The organism is Micromonospora sp. ATLC20, from assembly GCF_057196585.1.
Map to the genome: position 1 here is coordinate 1 of NZ_JBXUOV010000309.1, position 3,592 is coordinate 3,592.

General features: G+C 74.9%; 3 protein-coding genes. 2 read left to right on the forward strand and 1 reads right to left on the reverse strand.

Features of this window, described 5'->3' with window-relative positions; translation table 11 throughout:
* Positions 1-1,354 (forward strand): SCO7613 C-terminal domain-containing membrane protein (locus AC2CHG_RS30585; RefSeq protein ID WP_484526117.1); only part of this gene is annotated, 1,354 nt, incomplete at its 5' end.
* Positions 1,355-1,412: 58 nt separating this feature from the next.
* On the opposite strand, the gene AC2CHG_RS30590 is transcribed toward AC2CHG_RS30585, so the two are convergent.
* Positions 1,413-2,192 carry an SDR family NAD(P)-dependent oxidoreductase gene (locus AC2CHG_RS30590; protein ID WP_484526118.1) on the reverse strand — a complete coding sequence of 260 codons (780 nt, stop codon included), beginning with the start codon at positions 2,190-2,192 and terminating at the stop codon, positions 1,413-1,415.
* 285 nt (positions 2,193-2,477) lie between these two features.
* Between AC2CHG_RS30590 and AC2CHG_RS30595 the strand changes: the two genes are divergently transcribed.
* Positions 2,478-3,530, forward strand: a complete 1,053-nt coding sequence (locus tag AC2CHG_RS30595; RefSeq protein WP_484526119.1) for a fatty acid desaturase family protein — start codon at positions 2,478-2,480, stop codon at positions 3,528-3,530.
* Positions 3,531-3,592: the final 62 nt, after the last annotated feature.

Below are 3,592 nucleotides of genomic sequence, written 5' to 3' on the forward strand. Positions count from 1 at the left end.
GGCCGGCTCCCGGCCGGCGGTCGCGCTGCGCGCGGTCGGCGGCGCGCTGGCCGTCGTGGCGTTGCTGGCGGTGTCCCCGGTGGTGCTGACAGTGCTCGTGGACCTGCCGGTGCAACCCTGGTCCGGGGTGCCCGCCGCCGCGGCGGCGTCCGCCGGGACCGCCCGCGCCGGGCTGGTGCTGCTGTTCCTGGGCGTCGCCGCCGGGGCGTACGCCGCGACGGATCGCCGCGTCGCCTGGTGGCTCGCCGCGCTGCCGTTCGGCGCTGTCGCGCTGCCGGTGCTGGCGGAGGCGGCCGGTGCGCCCTGGCCGGTCGTGCCGGCGGTCGCGTTCGGCATCGGGCTGGGCGCGCTGCTGGTCGCCGCGCTCACCGGTGCCCGCCCGGCGGTGCTCGTGCCGCTCGGGGCGGTGCTCGCCGTACCCGGGTTCGGTGGCCTGCTCGCCACCCGGGCGCTGACGCTCGCCGCACTCGGGGCGCTGGTGGTGGCCGGTGCCGTGACCGGGGCGGCCGGGCGGCCGGCGGTGGTCCGGATCGCGGGGTGGCTGGGCGCGGTCGCGACTGCCACCGGGTTCGCGGTCACCGCGTCGCTGGCGGCAGGGCTGCCGCTGCGTACCGCGGCGTTCGCCGCCCTGGCCGTCGCGGCGGTGACGCTGCACGCGGCGCCGCTGCTGCGCGTGGTCCGATCCGGGCGGCCGGGTGTGTGGGCGCTGGAGGCGGCGGCGCAGGCCGTGGCGCTGCTCGCGCTGCTGCTCACCGGCGGCTCGCTGCGGTACGCGGCGGCGGTCTGCGTGCTGTGGGGGGTGGCTGTCGCGGTCCGGGTGCCGCGCCGGGGTGAGTCGCCGGCCGGGCGTCGCGTGCTGGCGGCGGTGGCCGCCGGCAGCGAGCTGGTCGGCGGGTGGCTGCTGCTCGCCGCGGGCGGCGTGGTCGTGCTGGAGGCGTACACGCTGCCGGCGGCGGCGCTCGCCCTGGGCGCCGGGCTGCTGGCGCTGCGGCGACGGCCCGGGCTGACCAGTTGGCCGGCGCTCGGCCCGGGGCTCGGTGCGGCGTTCCTGCCGAGCCTGGTGTCGGTGCTGGTCTCCGGCGAGCCGCAGCCGTGGCGGCGGCTGGCACTCGGCGCGGCGGCGCTCGCCGTCGTGCTCGGCGGGGCGACCCGGCGCTGGCAGGCGCCCGTGGTGCTGGGCGCGGCCACGCTGGTGCCGCTGGCGCTGCACGAGCTGGCCCGGGGCTGGGACCTGCTGCCCCGCTGGATCTTCCTGGGAGTGGGCGGGCTGCTGCTGATCGGGCTGGCCGCCACCTATGAGCGGCGCCGGCGGGACCTGGTCCGGTTGCGCGACGCCGTCGCCCGGCTCGGCTGATCGGCACGGATGCGGCCCGGACGGGGAACGATCCCGGCCCGGGCCGCATCCGTGCGTCTCACCTGATCGGCGAACCGCCGTCGACCGGGATGGTGTGGCCGTGGACGAAGGACGCGTCGTCGCTGGCGAGGAAGCAGACCGCGCGGGCGATCTCGTGCGGCTCGCCGTACCGGCCCGCGGGCGCCTGCATGGTCAGGTCGTAGAACGGGAAGTCGCTGGTGATCTCCGCGCCCTCGAAGGCCGCGGTCTTGATCACGCCGGGGCCGATGCCCACAGCGCGGATGCCCTGGTGGCCGTAGTCGTAGGCGATCTGCTTGGTCAGCCCGATGACGCCGTGCTTGGCGGTGGTGTACTCCGCGCCGACCTCGCTGGCGACCACGCCGGAGGCCGACGACACGTTGATCACGACGCCCTTGCCGCGCTCCAGCATGTGCGGCAGCGTCGCCTTCGTCACCAGGAAGACGCCCTTCAGGTCGACCTCCATGACCAGGTCCCACTGCTTGTTCTCGATCTCCAGCAGTGGCACGTACGCGCCGAACACACCCGCGTTGTTCACCAGCACGTCGATGCGCCCGTACGCGTCGAGGGCGGCGCTCACCATGGCGCGTACCGAGTCCTCGTCGGTGACGTCGGCCGCCACCGCCACCGCGTCGCCGCCGGCTTCCTTGACGCGGGTGACAGTCGCCTCGGCACGTTCCAGGGAGAGGTCGGAGACGACCACCTTCGCGCCCTCGGCGGCCAGCTCGACGCACATGGACATGCCGAGTCCGGAGCCCACCTGGTCCGGGCTGAAGCCGCCGCCCGTCACCAGCACCACCTTGTCCGTCAATCCACGCACCGCGCTGTCTCCCGTCTCTCGATGACCGTGCAGCCTGCCTATCGGCCGTTCGGCTGAGTGGTACTCATCTTTACGTACAGATTAGCTGGTCAGAGGGGGTGCGCCCACCGGCGATAGGGTCCACTGCGGTGTGACGAAGATCGTTTGCGCTGCGCCGGCCCGGAGGGGTAGGGACAGCACCACCCCCGAGCCGGGGGCCTGCGGGATTACCCACGGCGACGATCATCGGCAAAATCGGTGACGGAGAGTCGCGTACGGAGCGTGGCTCGCGGCATCGGGGGCGACATGACTACTTCCACGTCGACGGAACCCGCGGCACGGCGGGGCAGCGACTACGCGCGGCTGTCCCGCCGGATCGCCGAGGCGGGACTGCTCGAGCGGCGGCCCGGCCGGTACGCGCTGCGGATCGCGCTCACGCTCGGCGCGTTCGTGGCCGGCTGGGTCGTGGTGGCGCTCGTCGGCGACTCGTGGTGGCAGGTGCCGCTGGCGGTGGTGATGGCGGTGGCCACCACGCAGGTGGCGTTCCTCGGTCACGACGCCGGGCACCGGCAGATGTTCCGCCGGCGCGGGCCGAGCGAGGCGGCCGGACTGGTCGCCGGCAACCTCGCGGTCGGGCTCAGCTACGGCTGGTGGGTGGACAAGCACAACCGGCACCACGCCAACCCGAACCACACCGACGAGGACCCGGACGTCGGCGCGGGCGCGCTGGTCTGGACGTACGAGCAGGCGATGGCCACGCGCGGCCTGAGCCGGTGGATGGCCCGCCGCCAGGCGTGGCTGTTCTTCCCGCTGCTCCTGCTGGAAGGGCTGGCGTTGCACGTGGCGAGCGTGCAGGCGCTCGTCGGCCGGGAACCGGACGGGCGGTGGCGGGTGCCGATGCGGCACCGGGCCGTGGAGGCGCTGCTGCTCGCCGTGCACGCCGCCGGCTACCTCGGGCTGCTGTTCGCGGTCATGTCACCGGCGAAGGCACTGCTGTTCGTCGCCGTGCACCAGGGGCTGTGGGGCCTCTACATGGGCTGCTCGTTCGCCCCGAACCACAAGGGCATGCCGATGCCCACCGCCGACGACGAGCTGGACTACCTGCGCAAGCAGGTGCTGACGTCGCGCAACGTCCGTGGGGGACGGTTCGTCGACCTGGCGCTGGGCGGGCTCAACTACCAGATCGAGCACCACCTGTTCCCGAACATGCCGCGCGCCAACCTGCGCCGGGCCCGGCCGCTGGTGATGGCGTACTGCGCCGAGCAGGGCGTCCCGTACGCGGAGACCGGGCTGTTCGAGTCGTACCGGCAGGCCCTGGCGCACCTGCACGACGTGGGCCGGCCGCTGCGCGCGGCCTGAGCGCGGCGGGCCGGGCGGGGGCGGGTGGGGCGCCCCCGGCCGGCGCCGGGTCAGATCGGGGT

Coding starts and splice junctions, on each gene's coding strand:
- AC2CHG_RS30595 (WP_484526119.1), top strand. CDS start 2,478: ATGACTACTTCCACGTCGACGGAACCCGCGGCACGGCGGGGCAGCGAC.